This is a genomic window from Sphaerisporangium album, from assembly GCF_003323745.1.
Lineage (GTDB): Bacteria > Actinomycetota > Actinomycetes > Streptosporangiales > Streptosporangiaceae > Sphaerisporangium > Sphaerisporangium album.
Window position 1 is genome coordinate 245,884 of sequence record NZ_QOIL01000009.1, and the last position, 22,351, is coordinate 268,234.

Annotated in this window: 26 protein-coding genes and 1 tRNA gene; 12 read left to right on the forward strand and 15 right to left on the reverse strand. The window is 69.9% G+C overall.

Annotated elements, in window-relative coordinates:
* Positions 1-90: 90 nt before the first annotated feature.
* The 3 genes from DQ384_RS18015 to DQ384_RS18025 form a co-directional block, all read right to left on the reverse strand.
* Positions 91-633, reverse strand: a complete 543-nt coding sequence (locus DQ384_RS18015) for a dihydrofolate reductase family protein (protein WP_114029988.1) — start codon at positions 631-633, stop codon at positions 91-93.
* Between the two features lie 103 nt (positions 634-736).
* Positions 737-1,777 (reverse strand): sigma-70 family RNA polymerase sigma factor, encoded by a 1,041-nt coding sequence (locus tag DQ384_RS18020; protein WP_181871274.1) that lies wholly within the window; start codon positions 1,775-1,777, stop codon positions 737-739.
* A 43-nt stretch (positions 1,778-1,820) separates the two neighbouring features.
* The gene (locus tag DQ384_RS18025) at positions 1,821-2,198 is read right to left on the reverse strand and encodes a hypothetical protein (protein ID WP_147268817.1); all 378 of its coding nucleotides are present in this window, start codon (positions 2,196-2,198) and stop codon (positions 1,821-1,823) included.
* A gap of 301 nt (positions 2,199-2,499) precedes the next feature.
* Here DQ384_RS18025 and ypfJ point away from each other — a divergent pair, with 301 nt between their 5' ends.
* The 3 genes from ypfJ (at position 2,500) to DQ384_RS18040 (ending at position 4,746) form a co-directional block, all read left to right on the forward strand.
* Positions 2,500-3,381: a KPN_02809 family neutral zinc metallopeptidase gene (gene ypfJ, locus DQ384_RS18030; protein WP_114029990.1), complete on the forward strand. Its 882-nt coding sequence runs from the start codon at positions 2,500-2,502 to the stop codon at positions 3,379-3,381.
* 69 nt (positions 3,382-3,450) lie between these two features.
* Positions 3,451-3,801 carry a type II toxin-antitoxin system VapB family antitoxin gene (locus DQ384_RS18035; RefSeq protein ID WP_114029991.1) on the forward strand — a complete coding sequence of 117 codons (351 nt, stop codon included), beginning with the start codon at positions 3,451-3,453 and terminating at the stop codon, positions 3,799-3,801.
* Positions 3,802-3,915: 114 nt separating this feature from the next.
* Positions 3,916-4,746, forward strand: coding sequence for a hypothetical protein (locus DQ384_RS18040; protein WP_114029992.1), 831 nt, complete (start codon positions 3,916-3,918; stop codon positions 4,744-4,746).
* Between the two features lie 137 nt (positions 4,747-4,883).
* Here the strand turns inward: DQ384_RS18040 and DQ384_RS18045 are convergent, their stop codons facing one another.
* Complete coding sequence (locus tag DQ384_RS18045; RefSeq protein WP_114029993.1) at positions 4,884-5,177, reverse strand: hypothetical protein; 294 nt, start codon at positions 5,175-5,177, stop codon at positions 4,884-4,886.
* A 263-nt stretch (positions 5,178-5,440) separates the two neighbouring features.
* Between DQ384_RS18045 and DQ384_RS18050 the strand changes: the two genes are divergently transcribed.
* Together DQ384_RS18050 and DQ384_RS18055 are read left to right on the forward strand one after the other, a co-directional pair.
* The gene (locus tag DQ384_RS18050) at positions 5,441-5,962 is read left to right on the forward strand and encodes a GNAT family N-acetyltransferase (RefSeq protein ID WP_114029994.1); all 522 of its coding nucleotides are present in this window, start codon (positions 5,441-5,443) and stop codon (positions 5,960-5,962) included.
* Between the two features lie 638 nt (positions 5,963-6,600).
* Positions 6,601-6,873 (forward strand): hypothetical protein, encoded by a 273-nt coding sequence (locus DQ384_RS18055; RefSeq protein ID WP_114029995.1) that lies wholly within the window; start codon positions 6,601-6,603, stop codon positions 6,871-6,873.
* Positions 6,874-7,220: 347 nt separating this feature from the next.
* Here DQ384_RS18055 and DQ384_RS18060 read toward each other — a convergent pair whose 3' ends face one another.
* The 3 genes from DQ384_RS18060 to DQ384_RS18075 form a co-directional block, all read right to left on the reverse strand.
* On the reverse strand, positions 7,221-7,445 hold the full coding sequence (locus DQ384_RS18060; RefSeq protein ID WP_114029996.1) for a hypothetical protein: 225 nt from the start codon (positions 7,443-7,445) through the stop codon (positions 7,221-7,223).
* 387 nt (positions 7,446-7,832) lie between these two features.
* The gene (locus DQ384_RS18070) at positions 7,833-8,837 is read right to left on the reverse strand and encodes a transcriptional regulator (protein WP_245966572.1); all 1,005 of its coding nucleotides are present in this window, start codon (positions 8,835-8,837) and stop codon (positions 7,833-7,835) included.
* A 93-nt stretch (positions 8,838-8,930) separates the two neighbouring features.
* Complete coding sequence (locus tag DQ384_RS18075; protein WP_114029999.1) at positions 8,931-9,818, reverse strand: NAD(P)-dependent oxidoreductase; 888 nt, start codon at positions 9,816-9,818, stop codon at positions 8,931-8,933.
* Positions 9,819-9,861: 43 nt separating this feature from the next.
* On the opposite strand from DQ384_RS18075, the gene DQ384_RS18080 reads away from it, so the two are divergent.
* Positions 9,862-10,218, forward strand: coding sequence for a winged helix-turn-helix transcriptional regulator (locus DQ384_RS18080; RefSeq protein WP_425451463.1), 357 nt, complete (start codon positions 9,862-9,864; stop codon positions 10,216-10,218).
* A gap of 557 nt (positions 10,219-10,775) precedes the next feature.
* Here the strand turns inward: DQ384_RS18080 and DQ384_RS18085 are convergent.
* The 5 genes from DQ384_RS18085 to DQ384_RS18105 form a co-directional block, all read right to left on the reverse strand.
* Positions 10,776-12,755 (reverse strand): tyrosine-type recombinase/integrase, encoded by a 1,980-nt coding sequence (locus DQ384_RS18085; protein WP_114030000.1) that lies wholly within the window; start codon positions 12,753-12,755, stop codon positions 10,776-10,778.
* 140 nt (positions 12,756-12,895) lie between these two features.
* Positions 12,896-12,985: transfer RNA gene (locus tag DQ384_RS18090), tRNA-Ser, on the reverse strand.
* 62 nt (positions 12,986-13,047) lie between these two features.
* Positions 13,048-13,482, reverse strand: a complete 435-nt coding sequence (tadA, locus tag DQ384_RS18095) for a tRNA adenosine(34) deaminase TadA (RefSeq protein WP_114030084.1) — start codon at positions 13,480-13,482, stop codon at positions 13,048-13,050.
* Between the two features lie 222 nt (positions 13,483-13,704).
* Positions 13,705-14,196 (reverse strand): tRNA adenosine deaminase-associated protein, encoded by a 492-nt coding sequence (locus tag DQ384_RS18100; protein WP_114030001.1) that lies wholly within the window; start codon positions 14,194-14,196, stop codon positions 13,705-13,707.
* 17 nt (positions 14,197-14,213) lie between these two features.
* Positions 14,214-14,702, reverse strand: coding sequence for a tRNA adenosine deaminase-associated protein (locus DQ384_RS18105; RefSeq protein ID WP_114030085.1), 489 nt, complete (start codon positions 14,700-14,702; stop codon positions 14,214-14,216).
* A 178-nt stretch (positions 14,703-14,880) separates the two neighbouring features.
* Here DQ384_RS18105 and upp point away from each other — a divergent pair, with 178 nt between their 5' ends.
* The 6 genes from upp (at position 14,881) to DQ384_RS18130 (ending at position 18,985) form a co-directional block, all read left to right on the forward strand.
* On the forward strand, positions 14,881-15,519 hold the full coding sequence (gene upp, locus DQ384_RS18110) for a uracil phosphoribosyltransferase (protein ID WP_114030002.1): 639 nt from the start codon (positions 14,881-14,883) through the stop codon (positions 15,517-15,519).
* A gap of 185 nt (positions 15,520-15,704) precedes the next feature.
* The gene (locus DQ384_RS18115) at positions 15,705-15,923 is read left to right on the forward strand and encodes a three-helix bundle dimerization domain-containing protein (RefSeq protein ID WP_114030003.1); all 219 of its coding nucleotides are present in this window, start codon (positions 15,705-15,707) and stop codon (positions 15,921-15,923) included.
* Positions 15,924-16,039: 116 nt separating this feature from the next.
* Positions 16,040-16,198 (forward strand): hypothetical protein, encoded by a 159-nt coding sequence (locus DQ384_RS41310; protein ID WP_181871275.1) that lies wholly within the window; start codon positions 16,040-16,042, stop codon positions 16,196-16,198.
* A complete protein-coding gene (locus DQ384_RS18120; protein ID WP_114030004.1) occupies positions 16,195-16,722 on the forward strand; it encodes a PH domain-containing protein in 528 nt (175 codons plus the stop codon). The genes DQ384_RS41310 and DQ384_RS18120 overlap by 4 nt, the downstream gene beginning before the upstream one ends.
* 132 nt (positions 16,723-16,854) lie before the next feature.
* Positions 16,855-18,192, forward strand: coding sequence for a helix-turn-helix domain-containing protein (locus DQ384_RS18125; RefSeq protein WP_114030005.1), 1,338 nt, complete (start codon positions 16,855-16,857; stop codon positions 18,190-18,192).
* Positions 18,193-18,295: 103 nt separating this feature from the next.
* Positions 18,296-18,985: a FadR/GntR family transcriptional regulator gene (locus DQ384_RS18130; RefSeq protein ID WP_114030006.1), complete on the forward strand. Its 690-nt coding sequence runs from the start codon at positions 18,296-18,298 to the stop codon at positions 18,983-18,985.
* 50 nt (positions 18,986-19,035) lie between these two features.
* Here DQ384_RS18130 and dnaN read toward each other — a convergent pair whose 3' ends face one another.
* From dnaN to DQ384_RS18145, 3 genes are all read right to left on the reverse strand, one after another.
* Positions 19,036-20,130: a DNA polymerase III subunit beta gene (gene dnaN / locus DQ384_RS18135; protein WP_114030007.1), complete on the reverse strand. Its 1,095-nt coding sequence runs from the start codon at positions 20,128-20,130 to the stop codon at positions 19,036-19,038.
* 73 nt (positions 20,131-20,203) lie between these two features.
* The gene (locus DQ384_RS18140; RefSeq protein ID WP_114030008.1) at positions 20,204-20,857 is read right to left on the reverse strand and encodes a LuxR C-terminal-related transcriptional regulator; all 654 of its coding nucleotides are present in this window, start codon (positions 20,855-20,857) and stop codon (positions 20,204-20,206) included.
* Positions 20,854-22,347, reverse strand: coding sequence for a sensor histidine kinase (locus tag DQ384_RS18145; RefSeq protein ID WP_114030009.1), 1,494 nt, complete (start codon positions 22,345-22,347; stop codon positions 20,854-20,856). The genes DQ384_RS18140 and DQ384_RS18145 overlap by 4 nt, the downstream gene beginning before the upstream one ends.
* Positions 22,348-22,351: the final 4 nt, after the last annotated feature.

Genomic DNA, 22,351 nt, shown 5'->3' on the forward strand with positions numbered 1-22,351 from the left:
TTGGCGGCCGTCACGAAAAGGCATGGCTCAGCGCAGGATCGCGGCAATGTCGCCGGCCTGCTCTCCGGCCGTGGGGTGCGCGCGGCGGGCTCAGCCGACGACGCGGAACCAGAGGTTCGTCGCCGTCGGGACGCCGCTGAGGCTGAGGCGTTCGAGTTTGACCTTCGTGCCCCCCGGGTGGTCGAAGAGGCGGACGCCGTCGCCGAGCAGCACGGGCGCGATCAGCACGAGGATCTCGTCGAGCAGGCCGGCCTCCAGGCACTGGCGGGCGGTTTCGGCGCCGAGGACGTTGACGTACTTGTCGCCCGCGGCGTCCTTGGCCGCCTTGACGGCGGTATGGACGTCGCCGACGAACGTGACGCCCGGGATCGGCGTGTCCGGCGCGTGGTGGGTGAGGACGAACTGCGGCCCGTCCCATCCCCCGCCGAACGGCTTGCCCTCTCCGGGCCTCCCCTTGTGCGGGTCGTCGCCGCGGAAGGTGCGGTTGCCGACGAGCAGGGCGCCGATGTCGCCGATGAGCTCGTCCACCAGCGGGTTGGGCCCGAGGTGTTCGGTGAGCCAGGACATGTCGCCGCCGGCTCCGGCGATGAAGCCGTCCAGGGACATTGTGGCCGAGTACAGCATCTTGGCCATGATCCAACCTCCGTCGAGGGTCGGTATTCGGTTGACCCCAGTTGAGACGGCGGGCCGCGCGAAAAGTAAGCGGCGGCCTGGCGCCGGGTCCGGCGCGGGCCGGTCAGGGGGCGAGCGCGGCGGGCAGGTCGAAGGCGGCGAACAGGGCGGGGTCGTGGAAGGCCGTGATCTCCGCGACGCGACCGCCCTCGACGCGCAGCACTCCGATGGCGAACGCCCGGTACTCGTCCTCGCCGGGACCGCGCACGTAGGCCCCCGCCGCCGGCTGCCGGTTCGCCGAGGTGGGCAGCATGCGGAACCGGCCCACGTACCCCGGCGCGCCGGGGTCCCAGCTCGCCGCCAGGGAGGCGATGACGGCCTCGCGCCCCTGGAACCACATCGGGTACGGCGGCATCGTCGCGCGGGCGTCCTCGGCCAGCAGGCCGGCCATCGCGGCGAGGTCGGCGCGCTCGACCGCGTCCATGTAGCGCCGCAGCACCGCCCGCTCCTGCTCGGTGGGCCGCGTGGACGGCGCCCAGTCGTCCCGGCGCGCGGGCAGGTGCTCCCTGAGCGTGGCGCGGGCCCGCTGGAGCGCGCTGTTGACCGAGGCCAGGCTGCCCTCCAGCAGGTCCGCGGTCTGCCGGGCGGGCCAGCCGAGCACGTCGCGCATGATCAGCACGGCGCGCTGGCGGGGCGGCAGATGCTGGATCGCGGCCAGGAACGCCAGCTCGATCGTCTCGCGGGCGACCACCGCCATGTCGGGCCGCGCCTCGCTGGGCGCGGCGGGCTCCCGGAGGTCCGGGAACGGTTGCAGCCAGGCGATGTCGGTACGGGGCGGCCGACCGGCGCTGAGGTCCGAGGGCGCCGTGACGTGGTGCGGCAGCACGCGCCGTGCCCGGCCGTCGAGGGCGTCGAGGCAGGCGTTGGTCGCGATACGGTACAGCCAGGCCCGGACGGTCGATCGTCCCTCGAACGCGCCGAGGTTCTTCCAGGCGCGCAGGAACGTCTCCTGGACCAGATCCTCGGACTCCTCCAGGGAGCCGAGCATCCGGTAGCAGTGGACCAGCAGCTCGCCGCGATGACGCTCGACGAGCGCCGCGAAGGCCTGTTCGTCCCCCGCCCGCGCCGCGCGCACGACCGCCTCGTGATCCTCCGCGCCCGACAACTCCCCGCCTTCCGTTCCCGACCGGCCCTTCCACGGTACGACGTCAGGAGTGCGAGTGGTTTGTGCGCTTGTGAGCTTTTCGGTGCTTCGCGGAGTGGGCCTTGCGGGCGTGCCGGGGTTCCGGTTCGGACGGCGTCAGGTGGGCGGGCGCCTGGAGGAACACCGGAATGGAGTGGCGGCGCAGCAACGAGGGCGGTGACGGGCCGCCGTCCCTGGCCGAGTGCGGGTGAGGCGGCGCGGCCGGCGGGCACGAGGAGCCGAGGCCTAGGGCCAGCCCGAAGCCGGCGGCGAGGGCGACGACGAGGCCGGCCGCGTACGGGCCCTGGGTGACGAGCTTGGCGCGCAGCCACGCGCCCGTCGGCATGACCGGCACGCTCCGGTAGAAGTACGCGGGCGGTGGCACGTCGCTGGGCGTGCTCACGGTCACCTCCGTCCACCACCGGTGATCAGGCTGTGCGCCACAGTAATCAGCACTTCAGCGGCGCTCTCGGATACCGCGCCCCGGTTGGGCCGATCCCGGCCGAGCGTTGGCACGCGGCGGTGCCGGCCTTGAACGAACGCCCCCGTGAATAGGCCTCCGTGGGGACGTTTCTGGCCGTGCGCATTCAACGGAGAGGTGGCTCCATCTGGCCATTCACCCCCGTCATGCATGATCGTTTTACTCAGGGGAACTAGCAGGGTCGGATAAGACCCCTGAAAACAGAAGAAAAGAGAAGCAGCCGATGGACTTCCGGGACGATGTCGACCTAGATGCCTCCCAGGTCGAGAACCGTGGAGGCGGCGGTGGATTCCGCGGTGGCGGGCTCGCCATCGGCGGGGGCGCGGCGGGCGTCATCGCCCTGATCGTCGCACTCATATTCGGGATCAATCCGGGTGACGTCACCGGAGGGGGCGGCGGCGGGGACACGGCCGCACAGCCGTCCTCCGATCTCTCCGGCCAGTGCAAGAAGGGCTCGGACGCCGACCAGTCGGAGGACTGCCGAGTCGTCGGCGTGGTCAACAGCATCCAGGCGTACTGGAAGGGCGCCTTCGACCAGTCGGGCAAGGGCGCCTACACCGGGGCCCGCACCGTGCTGTTCTCCCAGGCCGTGGACACGGGCTGCGGGCAGGCGACCTCGCAGGTCGGGCCGTTCTACTGCCCGAGCGACAAGCACGTCTACCTGGACCTGACGTTCTTCGACGAGCTGCAGAGCAAGTTCGGCGCCAGCGGCGGCCCGTTCGCGCAGGCGTACGTGATCGCCCACGAGTACGGCCACCACGTGCAGGACCTGCTGGGCACCATGGAACAGGTCCGCGGCGACAGCCAGGGCCCCGAGAGCGCGTCCGTGCGGCTGGAGCTCCAGGCGGACTGCTACGCGGGCGTCTGGGCGAAGAACGCCGTGGACACCGGCTTCTACGAGAAGCCCTTCACCGACACCGACATCAAGGAGGCGCTCGACGCCGCGGCGGCCGTCGGGGACGACAGGATCCAGGAGAAGGCCCAGGGCCGGGTGGATCCCGAAGCCTTCACCCACGGGACGGCGGCCCAGCGCACCAAGTGGTTCAGCACCGGCTACAAGTCCGGTGAACCGGGTCGGTGCGACACCTTCTCCGGCGGCATCTAAGCGCTTCCGCACATCAGCACCAGGACACTGAAGCAGGCGGCGCATGAAAACTCTCTTAAACTCAATAGGGTGATCTTCAAGTCAGTCGGTGACAGACGTCCGTACCCCGAGCACGGCCTTTCCCATCGCGAGTGGGCGCGCATCCCGCCCCGGCAGGTCAGGCTCGATTCCTTGATCACCACCAAGGCGGTGCTGGACCTGCACTCCCTGCTCGCCAAGGACTCCACGTTCTACGGCGACCTTTTTCCCCACGTCGTGCAGTGGCAGGGCGAGTACTACCTCGAAGACGGCCTGCACCGGGCGTTGCGGGCGGCGCTCCACCAGCGGTCGGTCCTGCACGCCCGCGTGCTCGACGTCGACGCCTCCGAGACCCCGGGCGGCCCCGAGGCCGTCCAGGAGGCCGAGCCGCCGAGGTCTTAGGTAAAACACTTCCCGTACGCGCCGCCCGCCGCCCGCGGTGTTCCTAAGCTGCGGACCGTCGCAGGGGCGACACGGCTACAGGCCGCGGGAACGCACGCGTCGGGCGGTTATCGAATGCGAGATGTCACACAGATCGTGGCGCAGCTCCGGGAGGAGCTCGCCGCCGAGCTGCGCGAACGGGTGCGGCGCCGCCTGGGGGAGCAGTCCACCGAGTGGCTGGTCGACCAGTTGATGGCGCTGGTCCTGCCATCCGGCGAGGTGTCCTACGCGATCCCCCGGCAGGTGCCGCGGGGCCCCGAGGCGGGCGAGGGCGCGTACGCGCCGCGTGTCCCCATCGGTGAGGACGTCCCGGGGCCCGTCCGGGTACAGGACGATCCGCACGCGGAGGCGGGCCGCGCGGACGCGCGGACGTGCGACGACTGGGTGGCCGGTGTGGGCGACGAAGGCGGGCGCGCGGCGCGGATCCGGCGCCTCGGCCTCGACCCGGCGTCCCTGCCCGGCTACACCGCGCGGTACCGGGCGCTGCGCCGCGAGGTGCTGGAGGCGGAGGGCTACCTTCTCGATGCTCCGCCGAGGGGCGGAGCGCTGATCTCGCCCGCCCACCGCTCCCCGAAGGCCGAAGCGCTCCTGCGGGAGGCCGGGGACGTGCTGCACGGGCTGCTCTTCGGCGGTGAGGGCGTACGGCTCGACCCTGTGGACCGCGGGTCGATCACGCTGGCGGTGCCTCGCGCCAAGGCGCACGCCATGGCCGCCCTCGTGGGGGTGCCCGGGGCGGGCCACGTCCCGGGCGACGGCGGGCCGTTCCGGGTCGAGTACGGCGAGGTGGCGGGCGGGCTGGTGGGCGGTGCCCTGGCCGCGGCGCTGTGCCTGGTCAACGACCTGATGATCAACGAGCGGTCCCTGTGCGGCCGCGCGGAGGACGGCGGAGGCGCCCCAGGCCGTTAGCCGCGCCGCCGCCGGGACGCGCCGCCGCCGGGGCCCGGAGCCACAAAGGTCGCCCCGCGAGGAAGGTCCCTCCCGGGGCGACGGAGAGGCGGCCACGAGACGGCTCACCTCTCGCGGACGGGCCGGCGCGCCGACGGCTAGTGCCGCCTGGTCTGGCGCTTGGCGTGGTGCTTCTTCTTGTGGTGGCTCATGGCGTGCTTCTTGTGCTTGGCGTGCTTCTTCGTGTGGTGCCCGGAGGCACGCTTCTTCTTGTGATGGCCGCGCTTGGAAGAGCAACGCTTGCCCTTGCAGGTCGTCAGCGGGTCCGCGCTCGGAGCCGCGACCACGGACGTGGGAGCGGTGGCCGCGGCGGCGGAGTGCACCGCGAGCGCGCTCGGGACGACGAGCGCGGAGGCCACCAGGAAACCGGCGGCAAGTGCTTGTCTGAGCATAAGAAGATCACTCCGTTGTCGAGACGGTCTGAAGAACCCGAGCGATCGCCGGGCGGACGGAGCGTCGAATTGGCTTACTTGGGATAGCCCAAAACGCCCCGAAAACTACGAACCTCACGCTAACTGGGCGAAATTCTGCGACCTGCCCATAAGAGGCAAAGCCTTGGTTCGAGCGTTCCGAGCGGTTCTGGGCCGTACCGGACGTGCCGCCGGGGAGGCGTTAATCGGTTGACGGGTGCCGCCGGTCCGGAAAGCCTGAGCGGATGCTGATACGCCGCGAGCTCCCCGCCGACATCCCCCGCATCCGAGAGGTGCACGCCGCCGCGTTCGCCTCCGGGGCCACGTCCGGCCAGGTCGCCGTGGAGGCGGGCCTGGTAGACGCGCTGCGGGCGTGCGACGCCTGGATACCGGAGCTGTCGCTGGTGGCCACGGCCCCCGACGGCACGATCGCCGGCCACGTGGTGTGCACCCGCGCGGCCGTGGGCGCCATCCCCGCGCTGGGTCTGGGCCCGCTCGGGGTGGTGCCCGCGTTCCAGCGCCAGGGCGTCGGCCACGCCCTCATGCACGCCGTGCTCGGCGCCGCGGACGCCCTCGGAGAGCCGCTCGTCGTCCTGCTGGGCCACACGGACTACTACCCGCGGTTCGGCTTCCGCCCGGCCGCGGAGTACGGGATCACCCCACCGGTCCCGGAATGGGCCTCCCACTTCCAGACGCGCACGCTGACCACGTACACACCGGAAATACGGGGCAAATTCGAGTACGCCCAGCCTTTCTATGACATATAGCCACTAGCGGACATTAGGGCGGGTGCGAGGCAGGTGCCCCCCGTACCGGAGATGTCCGGCACGAGGCCCGGCAACAGGAAAGCCCGTTCCGCGATGGAACGGGCTTCTGTGTGCTGCCTGGACGGCCTGGCGGTGGAGGTGGGATTTGAACCCGCCATCCCTACCGCTGCAAGCTGCTGTGATTCGCACCGTAGCAGCTCAGGGGCGAACGAGGGTAGACGTAGGGAGACAGGACAGCACGAGGGTAGACGAAATGTGCTGCCAATTTGCAGCACCGATGATCTTGAGAGAGGCGACGCACGGGCAGCACGATGTGCTCCACCTCGATGCCGCCCGTACCGACCCAACGCGTTCCCACGGGCGAGAGGGTAGGAAACCCCAGGTCAACGGACGGCCAAACGCCTGGCGGCACTACGGAGGGACCCCGCTCCGCCCCGCAGGCGCAGGGCTGTCCATATCTGGACACGTCCGTGATATCCGGCCTTGATCGGGGAAAGGGCGTCTACGCCGTCGGCGGGGCGCACACCCCGGTCGGATGGCGGTGAAGTCCGGGACAGAAAGAACAAGAAGAGAGGGTCGCCATGCGGACCGCATCCACACGCCGGAAGGCCGGGCTGTTACTCCTGGGAACAACGCTGGTGGGCGGGCTGTTAGCCACCGCCCCGCCGGCCAGTGCCGCCAACTGGAACTGCAGGGTCGTCACGGCGCAGGACGTGCGATGGTTCGCCTCCTCCACCGGGACCGCGACCAGCCCTCCGTACAGCCTGTCCAACGGCTCGGTGTTCAAGAGCTTCGGCGTGGCCAACGGCCGGTACAGCGCCCAGATCGTCAACCCGATCGCGGCCGCGGGCTGGGTGACCGCCGACAGCCGGTACGTATCGCTGGTGGCGGACGGCTACTGCAACTGGTGACCACGATCCACCTGCCGGGCCTGTCTGAGGGGCTCGCCGAGATGGACGTGGAGTAGGGCTGTAGATCGCAAACGGCGCCCCGCATCCCCTCCTGGGAGGGCGGGGCGCCGTCGTCGTGCCGGGGGCGCTTCGTAGGATCGGCCCGTACCGCGCGACCTCGGCGGAGCATCAAGGAGCCGAGCGGGCCAGAAATGGCGACGCCCCGCTACCCGGAGGGCGACGGGGCGGGAGGCTACCGGGAGCCCCTCTCCCGGTCGAGCTCGACGCGCCGCCCGTCCGGCGTCACGACCATCCGAAATCGATCCCGGCCCGGCCGCCCGGCGCTCAGCCACCCGAGGTAGGCCGCCCTACACCGAGGTCGAGATGCGCACCAGCACGCCGTCCCGGGTGAGGGCGAACCACGCGCGACCGTTGCACAGCTCGACCGGGATGCTCAGGGTGTCGGCCCACTGCTCGATGATCTGGACCTGCCGGGCGAGGTCCTGCGGGACCGGCACCGCGCGTACCCCTGGACCTTCCAGGTACCAGGTCAGCGACGGCAGGTCGGGGTGCTCGCGTTCGAGCTCGGCCATGACGTCGACCGGCGGCCGTGCCGGGCACGACGCACGGGTCACCGCGTCCCGTAGCTCGGCGAAACGCCGCAGGTGGTTGGCTCAAGGTGGGGAGTTCAGCCCTCATCGCCGAAGCGTCGGCATCCGGTGCAGGAGAACACCGGCCACAGTCGGCCGTGCACTTGCACATGACCAGCGGAGTGCAGGCGCTGCGTGACAGCACCGCAGCGGAGGCAGGCCAGGCCGTGCAGGCGGGCGATGCTGAGATGATCTCCTGCCGGTATCGGCGCCGACGGCGGCGTTACCCCTGCCATGCCTTTCCCATCTGCTTGTGCCTCTTGGACAGTCAGATGGTGTGTCACCGCCCGCAGAACAAGTGACCCAACGTGGGTTAGCTGGGTTACCGCATCAGGTTGCGTTGCACCATTCCGCGAAGTTGGTCAAGGACTCGGCATCGGCTCGCTTCAGCCTGCGCAGCGTAGCTGCGTCTTCCCGAACCCACCGATGATCGCGTGTGTGCTGAGGGGCAATCTTTCGGGCGACCTTGAGGGATTCGAAGGCGTCATCGGGAAGGCCAGCCCACAGTTGGGCGCGCCCGAGTTCGATGTAGAACCCGGAACGGCGCTCGGCAGGGAGATCGTGCGGCGGTGCCCATTTGCGAGCGACGTCCAGTGCTCGGGTCACGTGGTCGCTGCCGAGGCTGACGGCGACGGAGACCTCGTGGATTCGTACCGACGAAGGTCCGAACGCTGTGCCGTCGTATACGCCTTCGAGGATCTGATCGCCTAGCCTTCGGGCTTCGGCGAGGTGCGTTTCTGAGGCGGTCGCGTTCAACGCCCGACCTGCGATGACGGCAGCCCGCATGTGGAGTGCGCCGCGGCTTGCCAACGCCTCCACCTGGTCAGTTCGGGGTGCGACATCGATGGCTCGTTCAAGGGCGCGTAGGCCGGCGGCATGGGCCTGGGCGGCGAAGAAGGTCTCCGTTCGGACGTAGGCGACGGTCGCGTCCAGGACCTCGTCTTGAGCGTGGGGTGCGGCCCAGCGGATGAGGTCCACCAGGCGTGCTGAGAGGTCATAGGAACCGATCTTGTACGCGACGGCGTCGGCCGATCGGCAGGCCGAGACAACAAGTCGGGCCATCTCCTGTCGGTTTCCGGGCGGAGCGGAATGGAAGGCCCGGAACAGCTCGGCGAGCAGGTCTGGCAGATGACGAATGATCTGCACGTATTGGGCCGCAAGGCGCCAGCCGACAGCATCGTCGACCATGGCACGAAGTTCCTGCATGGGACGGACGGGACCGTCGTCGGGGATGTCGTAGGTGGCGATAGCGGCCGAGAGGGCGGGGATGGCCTGCTGGAGCTGAGATCGCGCCCGCTCGCGGTCTTCCAGGAGTACCGAGGGGTCGATCCGCAAGGCTCCGGCTATGGCTTCAAGGACGTTCTCCCCAACGCCCCGTGCGCCGCGTTCGATCTTTCTGTGATCCTTCTGAGCTGCAGGAAGACCTCCTCACCGAGGGTTCAGGATCTCGGTGATCCGGAGGAACCCGTCTGTGCCGTGACCCCGTCCGATGGCGCGGCGCGCCAGGCCTTCGGCCGCACGCATCACGCCCGCATCGATGCCATGGGCCTCGGAGGTGTGGACTATGTGGGCCATGGACGATACCGCCGAGGTGATCGGGTTGCCCTCGCCGGAGAAGCTGCCGCTGTCCACTTCCTCCGCGGACTGCTCGAAGATCGGTGGGAGAATCGCGCCGATGCCCTTGGCGAACGGTGCCAGCTCCCGCGCGCTGACCCCCTCAGCCCTCGCCACGGCCAGTGCGTGCGCATAGCCCGCCATCGCGGTCCAGAAGATGTCGAGCAAGGCGATGTCGTAAGCGGCCGCCCGCCCGATTTCCTCACCGAGGTGGGTGTGGGTGCCACCCAGCGCGTCCAGCGCCAGCCGGTGCTGGCGGTAAAGCTCTTCGGGGCCGCTGTGGAGGAACACCGCGGCCGGTGTTCCGATGGTCGTGGTCGGCGTCATGATCGCACCGTCCAGGTACCCGATGCCTTGCTCGGCCGCCCAGGCCTCGGTGTCCCGGGCCCGGTCGGGGGTGTCGGCGGTCAAATTCACGACCGTGCGCCCCTTGAGCGCGTCGGTGACCGCACCGCGCCGGACAATGGCGTCCACCGCGTCGTAGTTCACCACGCAGACCACAGTCAACCTGCTTGCGGCGACCGCCGCTTCGGGCGATCGGGCACCGACCGCGCCCCGCTCGACCAACTCACGATCCTTGCCCGGCGTCCGGTTCCAGACCGTGGTCCGCATGCCAGCATCCAGGAAGGCGCCGGTCAGGGCCCGGCCCATCGGCCCCAGGCCGAGCACGGTGACGGCAGACTGTTCGGTGTGCGAGGTCATGCCTCAACTCCTCAATAAGAAATAGCAAACGGTGATGAATGGGATGAAGATGACGCGCAGCCGTGCCCAGGACCCGAATGTCTGCGGAGTGACCGCCGCGATCGCCGTGATCGACGGCAAATGGAAGACAATTTTGCTCTGGCTCCTGGAATCCGGTCCGCGCCGCCCCGGCGAGCTGCGTCGGCGACTGCCGGGCCTCACCGAGAAGGTGCTGACTCAGACGCTCCGGGAGATGGAGGTCGACGGACTGGTCCACCGGGAGGTGCACGATGTTCGGCCACTGAAGACCGTGTACTCCCTGACCGCGTTCGGCCACGAACTCTCAGAAGCGCTGGCGCCTCTTTCCGACTGGGGCCACCGCCGTCTGGAGACGCTGGCCGAGGCCCAATCGGTCTCCTGATACACCGCGAACCTCCCCGTCTCATCTGGATCTGACGGCCCTCCGCAACCGCCCACGACCAAGCTTCAGGCCGCTCCCGGCCCGCCGACAAGTACCCACAAAAAAGTGGCTACCGCAGGTAGCGCGGAGTACCGGAGAAGAGAAGGTCACCCGGTCGTGGTTCGATTTATCGCGTGTAATAATTAATTATCTGCGATATCGGCCAACGCGAGCAGGCGAAACACCACCCCGATCCGGGGTCGGTTCGCACTGCTTATCTGCGATAGAACTGAGGGGGCGGATCATGGGCGAACTGGCTCGCCTCGACCGCAGCGGATCACCCACCTTGCTCGCCGCGGTCGCCGCCTACCTCGCCACCCTCGCCGGTCCCGAACAGCACCAGACGCGCCGCGCCTACCGCTCCACCCTCCGGGCCCTGGCCGCCGAATTCGCACCCGCCGACCCCGCGACCGGCAAGCCGTCGCCGTTCGCCGTCGCCGAGTTCGACCGCGAGGCCAACGTCGACCGCCTCACCACCTGGTTCGGCGATCAGTGGAACGACAGGGCGGCCGCGACGTTCAACCGGCACCTGGACGCGCTCCGCTCGGCGGTCGCCTTCTGGCAGGACCAGGCCGGATGGCTGTCGGCCGACCCGACCCGCCTGCTCCGGCGACGCGGCCGCGCCCCCGACCGGACCCGGGCAATGTCGATCTCCGAGATCGAGGCGCTGTTCGACATGGAGGTGCCGATCCGGGAGAAGACACTGTGGCGGATGCTGTACGAATCCGCCGCCCGCTCCAGCGAAGTCCTCGCCCTGGACGTCCCAGGACCTGGATCTGAAGAACCGGCGCGCCAAGGTCACCCGCAAGGGCTCGGCGGTGGATGTCATCGTCTGGCAGACCGGCACAGCCCGCCTGTTGCCCAAGCTGCTGAACGGGCGCAAGAAGGGGCCGGTGTTCCTCACCGAACGCAAAGCCCGCGTCGCCCTGGCCGCCGCAGACCTCGACCCCGTCACCGGGCGGGCCCGCCTGTCCTACCGGCGGGCCGAGGAACTGTTCACCGACCTCACCCGGCCGCTGGCCCACCCCGACATCACCGACCCCGTCCTGCTCGCCGCGGCCGAGCCATGGACGCTGCACGATCTCCGGGCCTGTGGCCATCAGGGCGCCGATGACCTCGGCCGCGTGCCGGGCGGCCTCGGGCGACAGCCTGCTGTAGACCTCGGCCAGCGCCAGGACGTCCGCGGGCACGGCCAGCCCGAGGGCCGGGGTCGCGGGCGCCGGGTCAGGGTCGCGGGGGGCGGCCATCACGGTGTCGATGACGTCGGCGGCCTGGCGGTCGGCCTCGGGCGACAGGTGGCCGTACACGTCGGCGGTGATCACGATCGACTCGTGGCCGAGCCGCTTGGACACGGTGTCCAGCGAGACGTTCTCCGCCAGGAGGCTCAGCGCGTGCGCGTGGCGGAACTTGTGCGGGGTCGCGGCCGTCTCGATCTGGCGTTCGCGTGCCTTCTCCACGACCTTGGACCAGTGGGTCTGGTGCCAGCCGGAGGAGTTCAGGATCCCGCCGCGGGCGCCGGTGAAGATCAGGCCCTTGGCCGGCGCGTCCTTCATCCGGCGCTTGAGCATCAGCACGACGCTGTCGGGGATCCGGATCGTGCGCAGCCCGGCGTCGCTCTTGGCGTACGGCGCGAGGTAGTTGCGCCGGTGCTCGTCTTCCTTGACGACCTGGGCGACGGTGAGCAGCTTGCGCCTCAGGTCGATGTCGACCGGCCGCAGCGCGATCATCTCGCCCCAGCGCAGCCCGGTGCCCATCGCCAGGGTGACGATGTCGCCGGCGAGCTGGGACACCTGGTAGGCGATGGCGATCCAGTCGGCGATCTCCAGGCCTGTGGGCACCTGCTCCAGGGTCACCGTCCGCCCCGGCCGCTCGGGCAGGATCACCCCGACGCAGGGGTTGACCTCGATCGGGATGGTCTTCTGGCGGGCCGCCCACGACCGCGCGGGCGAGATGACGCCGCCGTGGACGTTGGAGATCGTCTTGGGCGAGTAGGGGATCCGCTCGCCCTTGCGCAGGTAGGTGCGCCCGCTCATCCAGAACACCCACGCCTGGATGACCTCGGTGACGACCTCGGTGACGGACAGCCCGCCGAGGGGGCCCAGGCGGGTCTTGTCCTCCAGGGTGACGATCGCGCCGCGGACGTGGGCGTCGTACAGGCGCCGGTACCCGGCGACCTGACGGGAATTGGCCTTGCCGGTCTTGCTGAGCCAGGCGAGGTAGGCGTAGACGACGGCGGTCAGGGTGACCGCCGCCGCGGTGTCGGCCGGCTCGACGGGTTCGGCCGGTTGGAGCATCAGCCCGCGGCAGCCCGGGGGGTAGCCCTCGGGGCGCCGGTCTCCCGCGGCCTCGACCTTGGCCTTGAACTTCCTGGCGACGGTGACGCTGTCGCAGGTCTCGCCGTCTTCGCGCCCGTCGCGTGTTCCGCCCTCGCGCCAGCAGACGCGGAAGGTGGTACGGCCGGTGCGGTTACTGATCCTCTTTCGGATCCATGCTGCCATGTCTGGCACCCCTTTTGATCAGGGGTAGGCACCACCGCCACAGGGACCCGCGTTAAAGATCATGTCTGTAAATGTGCTGTCATGATCTTGAACACGAAAGGCCTCCGAGCAAGTTCTAGCAGCTCAGAGGCCCTATTTAGTGGCGGTGGAGGTGGGATTTGAACCCACGGATGGGTTGCCCCATCACACGCTTTCGAGGCGTGCGCCCTCGGCCACTAGGCGACTCCACCGCCGAGCAGCTTACCGGATCCGGGACACTGCTCGCGCGTCGGTGGCCAGGGGCCAGGGGTGTTCAGCGACGGCGGCCGGCGAAGAAGTCCGTGAGGACGGACGCGCACTCGTCGGCGAGCACGCCGAGCATCACCTCCGGGCGGTGGTTCAGCCGGCGGTCGCGGACGACGTCCCAGAGAGAACCGGCCGCGCCCGCCTTCTCGTCCACGGCGCCGTAGACGACGCGGTCCACCCGGGCGAGCACCGCGGCCCCGGCGCACATCGTGCACGGCTCCAGGGTGACGACCAGAGTGCAGCCGGACAGGCGCCACTCGCCGCGCGCCCGGGCCGCCGCGCGCAGCGCGAGGATCTCGGCGTGTGCCGTGGGATCCGCGCCGGCCTCGCGGTCGTTGCCGGCGGCGGCCAGCACCTCGCCCCCGGACCCGAGGACGACGGCCCCGACGGGCACCTCGCCCCGCCGCCCCGCCTCGACGGCCTCGGCCAGCGCGAGCCGCATGGGCTTCTCGAAGGATGGCACGCTCACAGAAGTGATTCTCCGCCGCCACCACGCCCCGCGTCGAAACGCCGCACCAGTTGGCTGCCCACGGAGGTACGCCGGGCGCCCCGCCGTATGGCGGCGGCCCGGATTCGCCGTGCCTCCCCCGCCGACCCCTGGCGCCGTGTGAAGCGCCGGAGCGAGCGAAAGGAGGGGATCCGGCGGTTGTGACGAGACGCCGGGCTAGCGGAGGCGGTCGAACTCGTCGGCGAAGGAGAGCTTCTCGGCGATCACCGACAGGGTGTCGGCGGGCAGCACGCCTTCCTCCATGCTGAGCTCCAGCAGCTCCTCGGCGCTGACCCCGAGGTCGCGGAGCAGTTCGAAGTCCCCTGCCGGGCGGACGCCGACGTCGGCGTCCTTGTCGGGCACCACCACCCCGGCCAGCTCGTTGAAGAGCTCCCCGAGGGGGTCGCCCGCGGCGGCGTGGGCGTCGGAGAGGAACGCGCGGGGCTCGGCCTCGTCCTCGTAGCGGACGAGGGCGAACCACTCGTCCTCCACCTCGACGCAGAGGAGGGCGAGTTCGTCGCCGCTCAGCCCCAGGGCCTCCTGGACGGCGTCACCCAGGTCGTCGGCGATCTCGACGCTCTCGAGATCGACCTCGGAGCCGCTCCACCCGTCGGGCAGGCGGACGAAGGCCGCGGCGAACAGTGAGCTGCGGGATGGTCTCGAGGGCATGTTCGCGGCTCCCGAGGTCAGCCAATGGCTGAGTCGACGGCACGTTCAAACGGCTGGGAGAACCCGAGCCGCGCGGCGATGCTGGAAAGCACCTCGTCAGGCAGCAGTTCGAGGTCTCCGGAGAGAGCGCCGAGCTCCATCTCGTCGAGCCCGAGATCGGCGAAGATCGACAGATCTCCCGCGGGAAGGACCATGTCCAGATCCTCCTCCTCGGGCACCGGGACGTCGAGGAACTCGAGGACCTGCTGGGCGAGGGGCCAGTCCCATGCCGCCGTGATGTCGGACAGGAAGACGTCGACGCGCTCACCGAACACCCGTAATGCCACGAAGAAGTCATCCCCAACGGCGACGAGGCCAATCGTGGCGCCCATGCTCGGCTGCTGGCGCAGCGCGTGGATGAGACCGTGCAGGTCGGCCGTGAGGCCCACGGGCAGCATCTCGGCTTCCCAGCGGTCGTCCTCGCGGTAGACCACGATGGCGAAGTCAAGAGCATCTACGTCTGTCATCTTCACCCCACCGACGCGGTTCTTACGGTTGGCCATGCTCGCAGAATCCCTGGGCCCCCGTACGGCCGTCGGGCAAATTGTGATCAAAAACGGGGGGCCACGGCCTGCTTCGGGTGCGATGGCCGGTACCGACCCGCTCGTACCGTTCACCGGGCCCCACGAGATACCGTTGGCACCCATGAAGACCCTCGTCGTCGACCACCCGCTCGTCGCCCACAAGCTGACCACGCTTCGCGACGAGCGCACGGACTCCCCGACGTTCCGTCGTCTCGCGGACGAACTCGTCACCCTGCTGGCCTACGAGGCGACGCGGGACGTGCGGGTCACCGACGCGACGGTCACCACCCCGGTCGGCCCGGCCCAGGGCGTGCGGCTGACGCGCCCGGCGCCGCTGGTGGTGCCGATCCTGCGAGCGGGGCTCGGCATGCTCGACGGGATGACCCGTCTGCTGCCGACGGCCGAGGTCGGCTTCATCGGCATGATCCGGGACGAGGGCACGCTCAAGGCGCAGACGTACGCGACGCGCTTGCCGGAGGACCTTTCCGGCCGCCAGTGCTTCGTACTCGACCCCATGCTGGCGACCGGCGGCACCCTCGCCGCGGCGATCCAGCTGCTGTTCGACCGGGGAGCGGACGACGTGACGGCCATCTGCCTGCTCGCCGCGCCCGAGGGCCTGGCGTACGTCGAGAGCCTCTTCGCCGACTACGGCAACCCGGTGCGCGTGGTGACGGCCGCTCTGGACGAGCGGCTGAACGAGCACGGCTACATCGTTCCCGGGCTGGGGGACGCCGGCGACCGTCTGTACGGGGTCGTCTAGGTCTCTTGGGGCTTTCGAGGCCCTAGGCGCCCTTGGGTCATCGGAGTCGTCCGATTCCTTTTCCTTCGTCTTCCTCTGCTTGACACACGTCTCGTTACATACTGTGTTTCAGTGGGTACACACAGTGATGACGATGTCATTGTGTTCCCGGCATCTCCTGCCGTGGACGCGCACCTGGGAGAGCTATGGACCAGCGGCCCGAGATTGACGCCTACACACAGGTCGAGACCGTGCTCAAGGTCGAGTTCGCCGGGGTGCATCCCGCCGCGACGGTGGCCCGCTGCATCGAGGCGGCTCACCACGGCGCGATGGAAGTCACTGGTTACGCGTACCCGGGCTTGGTGGAGCGAATCGCACGCAAGCACCTCCAGGTGCTCGCCGTGGTCGCCGCCGAGCAGGAGTGACGCAGGTCACATCCAGACCCCTGAAGACTGTGGGGTCAGGATGCGCTTTACCCGGCCCGTCCGCTGGGTAATGTATACGGTGGGTGCAGTGGGTGAGTGGTTAAACGGAGGCGGCAGTGCAGGTCAAGAAGGTTCTAACGTACGCAGCCATCGCGTTTGTGGCTTTCTACCTGTTCACCAGACCGGCTGACGCGGCCAGCGCGGTCCAGGGAGCAATGAACACTGTGGTGAATGCAGCGGATTCGCTGGCGCTATTCTTCACGAAGCTGACATGAGGCTGGTGACCCACGGGGACTCTGCTCCGTCGTCGGTCAACCGTTACCTTCTCCCCCAGGAACACCAAGTCATCATGGTGCGGCGCCACCCGGCCGTGCTGTTGCGGCCGGTCGCCGAGGTCTTCGGCGGCCTGGTCCTGGCAGGACTGCTGAGCAAGTGGCTCGGAGAGAACCAGGGCTCACAGGCGTTGGTCATCGTCTGGTGGGCCTGGCTCCTCTTACTGATCCGCTTCGTGTGGAAAGTGGCGGAGTGGTCGGTCGACTACTTCGTGGTGACCTCGAAACGCATGCTATTGACAAGAGGTCTGATAACCCGTCGAGTGGACATGATGCCCCTCGGCAAGGTCACGGACATGAGCTTCCAGCGCTCACTGCTGGGCCGCATGCTCGGCTACGGCGAGTTCGTCCTGGAGTCGGCCGGCCAAGATCAGGCCCTGTCGACGGTCCCCTTCATTCCGTATCCGGAGACCTTGTACCTGGAGGTCTGTCAGATGCTGTTTCCCGGCTCTGACGACGATGATTAGTCCGCTTTCGTCCTGAATCCCGAGGCGTGAGACAACTTCACCCTCGGGATTCTTGACGTGGGTATACCCGATTCGGCTCCTTCGTGCCATCATGGCGGAACCATTGACCATATCCCCGCCCTAAGAGATCACATGCCGAGTCAGGGAACCATCGGTGATCGCGTCCGCGGACTGCGCCTGAGCAGGCGAATGTCTCAGGCTCAGCTGGCCGGACCCGACCTATCCGACAGTTATGTCTCTCTCATCGAGTCCGGCAAGCGCACGCCTACGCCCGTGGTGGCCCGCCTGCTCGCGGAACGCCTAGGCTGCACGACCGAGTTTCTGCTGCACGGCATCGAGCCGCGTCAGCGCATCGACACCGAGCTCGGCCTTCGCCACGCCGAGCTGGAGCTCTACCACGGTGACGCGGCCCTCGCCGCCGATCGCTTCGGCGACATCGTCAAGGCCGCGGGTGAGGACAACGCGCTCCTCGCCGCACACGCCCGGCTCGGACGGGCGCGGGCCCTGGAGGCGCAGGGCAAGATCGGTCGCGCGGTGGAGGCGTACGAGCGCCTGCGCCGTGAGGCCGCCGCACACCCCGAGCGCCTGGCCGACGTCCCGCTCACGGTGGCGCTGTGCCGGTGCTACCAGAGGGCGGGCGACCTCATGCGGGCACGCGACCTCGGCGCCGAGGCACTGGCCCAGGTGATGGAATTGTCACTCTTCCACGGCGAGGTGGCGGTCGAGCTCGCGGCGGCGCTGGCCGAAGCCGAGATCGGCCTTCCGTACGTCGAGCAGGTGCTCGCCTCCACAGGCGTGCCCGTGCCCGACGACCGCACTACGGAGATCCTCTCGCTGTGGCAGGCGAGCGTCTCGGCGGCCGAGGGCGAGGACTCCGCGCTCGCGGTGCACTTCGCCGACGACGCTCTCTCCGCCGGGCGGCCGGCGCGGGTCGCGCTCCAGGCGGCGAGGATCGCCATGCGCTGGGCCGAGATCTCCGCCGCCAAGACCGTCGGCGACTCCGACCACGTGGACGAGCTGGTCTCGCGTGCCACTGAGGTCTTCTCCGTCCTGCCCGCCGAGTCGGCGGAGCACGCGCGCAGCCTGACCGTCCTGGCTCGCGTGCGGCTCAGGTCCGGCAACACCGGCAGCGCGGAGCTCCTCGCCAAGCAGGCCCTCGGCCTGCTGTCGGACGAGCCGGGGACCGTCGCCGCCCTGGTGCATCTGGTACTGGCCGATGTCGCTTTGGCACGGTCCGAAGGGGGGGCCGAAGCCAGCCTGGAACGCGCGGGCGCGCTCCTGGACCAGGCGCCGGGGGTGGGCCAGGCGCACGGCCGGGAGGTCGCCGCGGTGTGGCGTGAGCTGGGGGACCTTTGGGGAAGAGCCGGTAACCGGCAGCAGCAGACGACCGCGTATCGCAAGGCACTGGAATCGGTCGGTGTGATGTCGACCGTCGCCGGGGCCGTGACGTCCACGGTGTTCGCACGATAGGCCTCCCCGCCCGGTCTCAGGATTTGGCGGGTAGACTCCGGAATAGTTAAGTTCAACCAATCATTGACTCGTAGGATGATTGGTTTCCCGGAGGAGGCTGACTGTGAGTCTGCGTACGGCGCAGCGGGCTTCGCTCGTCGACCAGGTGATCGAGCAGCTGAAAGACCAGATCACCTCGGGTTCCTGGCACCTGCACGCCAAGATCCCGACGGAGACCGTGCTGGCGGAGCAACTCGGCGTAGGCCGTAACACCGTGCGTGAGGCCGTGCGGGCCCTCACGCACGCGGGCCTGCTCGAGTGCCGGCAGGGCGATGGCACGTACGTCCGCGCGACCAGCGAGCTCTCCGGAGCCATGGCGCGGCGGCTGCGCGCGGCCGAGCACCTTGAGATTCTGGAGGTGCGGCGGGCGCTGGAGGTCGAGGCCGCCAAGCTCGCCGCCGTCCGGCGCACCAAGGGCGACATCGAGTTGATCGAGGCGGCGCTGCTGCGCCGTGAGCAGGCGTGGGCCGAGGCCGAGGTCGACGCCTTCGTGGAGGCCGACCTGGCCTTCCACATCGCGGTGGTCGAGGCCACGCACAACCGCGTGCTGATCGATCTGTACAAGGACTTCTCGGCGGCGCTGCGGGCGAGCATCGCGGCGGCGGGCGCGCCGCTGGAGAACGGGCACATCCCCCACGACGCCATCGCCCGGGCCATCGCCGCGGGCGACGCGGCCGCCGCCGAGCGCGCCGGCCACGCCTGCATGGAGCACATCGCGATCGCGCTCAGCGACCCGGCCGAACTGCTGGACTGACCGAGCCGCTGGGCCTGCGCCCTCCGCGGCCGCCCTCCCGGGGCCGGGCGTCAGGTCAGCCGCAGGGACATCACGAGATAGCGGAACGCCGGGTCGTCCCCGTCGTCGGTGATCAGCACCGGCCGCGTCGGGGACGCGAGGTTGAGCCGGACGTTCTCGGTCTCGACGCCCGCGAGGCCGTCGAGCAGGAAGTGCGGCTGGAAGGCGATCTGGATGTCGTCGCCTTCCAGCTCGGCCGCCACCGCCTCGGCCCCCCGGCCGATGTCGCCGCCGCCCGCCTGCACCAGCACCTGCCCCTGGCTGAACGACAGGCGGATCGCGCTGCCCCGCTCGGCGACCAGCGCCACGCGCTTGATGGCCTCGACGAACGGCGCCACCGCGACGCTCGCCCTGATCGACCACTCGTCGGTGAGGCGCGACTGGTAGTCGATGAACTGGTCGTCCAGCAGGCGGACCGTGGTGATGCGCCCGGCGCACTCGAAGCCGGCGATGCCGTCCCCGAGACCGATGGACACCTCGCCCGCGCGCAGGGACCGGCCCACCTCGGTCATCACCTTGGCGGGGATCATGACGCCCGCGCGCCGGCCGGGGCTCTGCGGATTCCACAGGAAGTCGCGCGCGGCGATGCGGTAGCGGTCGGTGGAGGCCAGGGAGACCTCCAGGCCGTCGATGTCGACGCGGATGCCGGTGAGCATGGGCAGCGTGTCGTCACGGCTGGCCGCGACGACCACCTGGCCGATCGCGGACGCCAGGACGCCGCCGCCGACCGCGCCCGCCTTCTCGGGCATCGGGGGAAGCGTCGGAAAGTCCTCGACGGGCATGGTGAGCAGGCCGAACTCGGCGCCGCCACAGGTCAGCACGGCCTCGGAACCCGACGTGACGATCTGCACCGGCTCGGCGGGCAGGCTCTTGGTGATCTCGGCGAGCAGCCGCCCGGGGATCAGCACCTTGCCGGGCTCCGCGACGTCGGCGTCGATCGAGGCACGCGCCGAGACGTCGTAGTCGAACACCGAGAGCATGAGGCCGTCGTCCCGCGCGTCGAGCAGGATGCCGGACAGCACGGGCACCGCGGGGCGCGCCGGCAGCGTGCGGGCGATCCATGCCACCGCGTCGGCCAGGACATCGCGGCCCACCTGGAACTTCACCCTGATCCACCCCCTTCGAAACGTCCGTCCCTCAAACGGTAGCGCCTGGGTGGGACATTTGACGGCGGGCGACTCAGCCGCGGGTGCCGTTGAGGTAGGCGAGGACGGCCAGCACCCTGCGGTTGTCGTCGTCGGACGGCGCGAGGTCGAGCTTGGCGAAGATGCTCGCGGTGTGCTTGGCCACGGCGCTCTCGCTCAGGTACAGGCGCTGGGCGATGGCGGCGTTGGAGCGTCCCTCGGCCATGAGTTCGAGCACCTCGCGCTCGCGCGGGGTCAGCCGTCCGAGCGGCTCGTTCCTGGCGTTGCTGGCGAGCAGCCGGGCGATCATGTCGGGGTCCATCGCGGTGCCCCCGCCCGCGACCCGGCGCACGGCGTCCACGAACTGGCCGGCGTTGAAGACGCGGTCCTTCAGCAGGTAGCCCACGCCGCCGGTGCCGTCGGCGAGCAGTTCGCGCGCGTACAACTGTTCCACGTGCTGGGACAGGACGAGCACCGGGAGCCCGGGAATCGACCGCCGGGCGGCGAGCGCCGCCTGCAGCCCCTCGTCGGTGAAGGTCGGCGGCAGCCGTACGTCCACGACCGCGACCTCGGGACGCTCGTCCAGCAGCGCCCTGAGCAGCTCGGGCCCGGACTCGACCGCCGCGACGATCTCGAACCCGTGCGCTTCGAGCAGGCGCACCAGGCCGTCGCGCAGCAGGTACAGGTCTTCGGCGAGGACGACTCTCATGCGCAGGCCCCATCGGCTGCCTTGAGCTGCCGGGCCATGCGCGTCCCGTAGGCGACCATACCGCCGCCGAGGGCGATCATGGCGAAGATGACCGGGAGCTGGAGGACCTCGGGCAGGTAGAGCGCCAGGAACCAGCTCCGCTCATCGGCGCCGAAGATCTTCATCACCAGCGTGACGAGGCCCTGGGGGAACAGCGGCAGCCAGAACAGCCCCCAGCAGACCGTCATCAACCGCACCTTCCACCGCGGGATGATGCCGCCCCCGATGCCCGGGTACGCGCGCGGTATCTCCACGACGGCCGTGGTCGGCCCTCCCACCGGGCTGTTCACCGCGAGCACGCCGTCGAAGGCGGCCAGCCGGCGCTCGATGCCCTGGAGACCGCTGCCCTTGGACGGGTCGGCGCCGCCATGGCCGTCGTCGGTGACGGTCAGGCGCAGCGCGGCTCCCCGGTGGCTGATGTCCACCGCGACCGAGCGGGCGCCCGCGTGCCGGCCTGCGTTGGTGAGCAGCTCGCTGATCACGAAGTACGCGGCCGACTCGACCGGCGCCTCGGCGCGCGCCGGCAGGTCGACGCTCACCGTGACCTCCAGCGGGCTGTCCAGGGCGAGGGCCCGCACGGCGTCCCCGAGCCCGCGCTCGGCCAGGACCGGCGGGTGGATGCCGCGGACGAGCTGCCGCAGTTCCACCAGCGAGGCGGCCGACGCCTCGCGCACCTTGGCGATCAGCGCCTTCGCCGCCCGCGGGTCGGAGTCCACCAGCTCCTCGGCGGCCCCGAGGGTCATGCCGATCGCGACCAGACGGGCCTGCGCGCCGTCGTGGAGGTCGCGCTCGATGCGCCGCAGCTCGGCGGCCTGCGTGTCGACGGCCTCGGTGCGCGCCTGGGTGAGGTGGCGCACCTCGTTCAGTAGCCGGGCCCGCTGTGTGGGGGCGAGCAACACCTTCGTCCACAGGCCGTGCACGCGCGGCACGTGGGGGGCGATCAGCACGCCGCCTGCCACGAGGACCAGCCCGGCCAGCACCTCCACCGGCCGCCCGACAGCGGCGAGCAGCACGCCGTACCCCACCATGAGCAGGGGGGACGCGGCGATGAGGCCCCCCACCACCGGCTCGGCGATCAGCCAGGCGTAGTCGCGCCAGGTCGCCGGGTCCTTGCTCATCCAGTCGAAGGTCCGGTTGAAGTTGGGGATCAGGGAGGTGCGGTAGAGCTGCCGGCCCTCGCGGTACCACCCGTCGCGCTGCGGCACGGGCGGCGGCGGCGTGGGACGGTACGGCGCGTCGATCTTCACACCGGCCCACGACCCCGCGATCCGGCGCGCCTGGCGGGTGCGCCCGCGGACCATCCGCACGCTCCACGGGAACAGGAAGACCAGGCCGAGGCCGAAGGTCAGCGTGAACGCCACAAGGGCCAGGCCGAGGATCACCACCTGCGTGGCGGCCAGCGCCAACAGCGCGAGCCCTCGGGCGAAGCCGGTCAGCGTCCTCACAATCATGCGC

What these genes read in the sequence shown, in the direction of transcription:
- DQ384_RS18040 (WP_114029992.1), top strand. Translation starts at nt 3,916, where the DNA reads ATGCGAGATGTCACACAGATCGTGGCGCAGCTCCGGGAGGAGCTCGCC.
- upp (WP_114030002.1), top strand. Translation starts at nt 14,881, where the DNA reads ATGAAGACCCTCGTCGTCGACCACCCGCTCGTCGCCCACAAGCTGACC.
- DQ384_RS18015 (WP_114029988.1), bottom strand. Translation starts at nt 633, where the DNA reads ATGGCCAAGATGCTGTACTCGGCCACAATGTCCCTGGACGGCTTCATC.
- DQ384_RS18085 (WP_114030000.1), bottom strand. Translation starts at nt 12,755, where the DNA reads ATGGCAGCATGGATCCGAAAGAGGATCAGTAACCGCACCGGCCGTACC.
- DQ384_RS18080 (WP_425451463.1), top strand. Translation starts at nt 9,862, where the DNA reads ATGAAGATGACGCGCAGCCGTGCCCAGGACCCGAATGTCTGCGGAGTG.
- DQ384_RS18140 (WP_114030008.1), bottom strand. Translation starts at nt 20,857, where the DNA reads ATGAGAGTCGTCCTCGCCGAAGACCTGTACCTGCTGCGCGACGGCCTG.
- DQ384_RS18075 (WP_114029999.1), bottom strand. Translation starts at nt 9,818, where the DNA reads ATGACCTCGCACACCGAACAGTCTGCCGTCACCGTGCTCGGCCTGGGG.
- tadA (WP_114030084.1), bottom strand. Translation starts at nt 13,482, where the DNA reads ATGCGGCTCGCGCTGGCCGAGGCCGTCGAGGCGGGGCGGCGGGGCGAG.
- DQ384_RS18120 (WP_114030004.1), top strand. Translation starts at nt 16,195, where the DNA reads ATGAGGCTGGTGACCCACGGGGACTCTGCTCCGTCGTCGGTCAACCGT.
- DQ384_RS18115 (WP_114030003.1), top strand. Translation starts at nt 15,705, where the DNA reads ATGGACCAGCGGCCCGAGATTGACGCCTACACACAGGTCGAGACCGTG.
- ypfJ (WP_114029990.1), top strand. Translation starts at nt 2,500, where the DNA reads ATGGACTTCCGGGACGATGTCGACCTAGATGCCTCCCAGGTCGAGAAC.
- DQ384_RS18145 (WP_114030009.1), bottom strand. Translation starts at nt 22,347, where the DNA reads ATGATTGTGAGGACGCTGACCGGCTTCGCCCGAGGGCTCGCGCTGTTG.
- DQ384_RS18045 (WP_114029993.1), bottom strand. Translation starts at nt 5,177, where the DNA reads ATGCTCAGACAAGCACTTGCCGCCGGTTTCCTGGTGGCCTCCGCGCTC.
- DQ384_RS18060 (WP_114029996.1), bottom strand. Translation starts at nt 7,445, where the DNA reads ATGGCCGAGCTCGAACGCGAGCACCCCGACCTGCCGTCGCTGACCTGG.
- DQ384_RS18100 (WP_114030001.1), bottom strand. Translation starts at nt 14,196, where the DNA reads ATGCCCTCGAGACCATCCCGCAGCTCACTGTTCGCCGCGGCCTTCGTC.
- DQ384_RS18125 (WP_114030005.1), top strand. Translation starts at nt 16,855, where the DNA reads ATGCCGAGTCAGGGAACCATCGGTGATCGCGTCCGCGGACTGCGCCTG.
- DQ384_RS18050 (WP_114029994.1), top strand. Translation starts at nt 5,441, where the DNA reads ATGCTGATACGCCGCGAGCTCCCCGCCGACATCCCCCGCATCCGAGAG.
- DQ384_RS18105 (WP_114030085.1), bottom strand. Translation starts at nt 14,702, where the DNA reads ATGACAGACGTAGATGCTCTTGACTTCGCCATCGTGGTCTACCGCGAG.